This window comes from Paractinoplanes atraurantiacus, assembly GCF_900215205.1.
Lineage (GTDB): Bacteria > Actinomycetota > Actinomycetes > Mycobacteriales > Micromonosporaceae > Actinoplanes > Actinoplanes atraurantiacus.
Genome location: NZ_OBDY01000069.1, coordinates 1 through 1293, shown reverse-complemented (window position 1 = coordinate 1293; position 1293 = coordinate 1). Strand labels below are relative to the sequence as shown.

Genomic DNA, 1293 nt, shown 5'->3' with positions numbered 1-1293 from the left:
ACATCCGAGATCAGGGGACCTGGGGTCTCCGGGAGGATGTCCAGCATCATGGAGAGCGTGGGAAAGAAGCGATCGAGGCCGAGGCGGGCGTTCACGCCCGAGTTCAAGGCGGAGATCGTCGAGTTGTGTCAGCGCGGGGACCGCACGGTCGGGCAGGTCACGAAGGATTTTGATCTGACCGAAACCGCGGTGCGGCAGTGGGTCAAGCAGGCCGAGCTCGACGCCGGCACCCGCGACGACGGGCTGACCTCCGACGAGCGGGCCGAGCTGGCCCGCCTGCGTTCGGAGAACCGCCGGTTGCAGCAGGACGTCGACATTTTGAAGCGGGCAACGGCTTTCTTCGCACGGGAGACCCGGTGAACGTGTATCCGTTCATCGAGGCGGAGCAGGCCAGCCAGCACAGCGTCAAACGTGCGTGTGAGCTGCTTGAGGTCTCCCGGTCCGCCTACTACACCCGCAACAAGCAGAGTCGGCGGGCCCGCGTCGACGTCCAGCTGACCGCCAGGATCGTCGAGGTGCACGCGGCGTCGAATGGCACCTACGGGGCGCCGCGGATCCACGCCGAACTCGCCGACGCCGGCCATCGGCACGGCCGTAAACGCATCGCCCGCCGGATGCGCGCCGCCGGCATCCGCGGCAAGAGCCCACGCCGCTGGCAGGTCACCACGATCCCGGATCCCAACGCGGGCAAGCGGCCCGACCTGATCCAGCGGGACTTCACCGTCGACGCGGCAGCGGTCGACACCCGCTGGTGCGGCGACATCACCTACATCAACACCTGGGAAGGCTGGCTCTATTTAGCCACCGTCATCGACCTGGCCTCACGCCGGGTCGTGGGCTGGGCCGTCGCCGACAACCTCAAAACCGACCTGGTCGACGCCGCTCTGACCGACGCGCTGCGGCGCCGCCGACCCGCCGACAGACTCGTGTTTCATTCCGATCGCGGCTGTCAATACACCAGCGCCCAGCACGCCCGCCTCGCCAAACGACACCACGTCCGGCTCTCCGTCGGCCGGCGCGGCCAGTGCTGGGACAACGCCGTCGCCGAATCGTTTTTCTCGACCATCAAAACCGAACTCATTCACCGGCAGGCCTGGCCCACCCGGGCTGCGGCCCGACAGGCGATATTCGAGTACATCGAAGGTTGGTACAACATCCGCCGCCGGCACTCCAGCCTTGGCTACCAAAGCCCAGCCGCCTACGAGACTGGCACCAATACCCGGCCGCTAACCGTTCTCAAGGTAGCTTGAGGATCAACACATCGACCCTGTCCGTCGAATCGGGTCAGGCCCA

Annotated in this window: 2 protein-coding genes; both read left to right on the top strand. The window is 66.6% G+C overall.

Features of this window, described 5'->3' with window-relative positions; translation table 11 throughout:
- Positions 1-57 precede the first annotated feature (57 nt).
- Entirely contained in the window at positions 58-360 is a 303-nt protein-coding gene (locus CRP55_RS51285) for a transposase (RefSeq protein WP_179855730.1), read from the top strand.
- Positions 357-1250: an IS3 family transposase gene (locus tag CRP55_RS51280; RefSeq protein WP_097329404.1), complete on the top strand. Its 894-nt coding sequence runs from the start codon at positions 357-359 to the stop codon at positions 1248-1250. The genes CRP55_RS51285 and CRP55_RS51280 overlap by 4 nt, the downstream gene beginning before the upstream one ends.
- Positions 1251-1293: the final 43 nt, after the last annotated feature.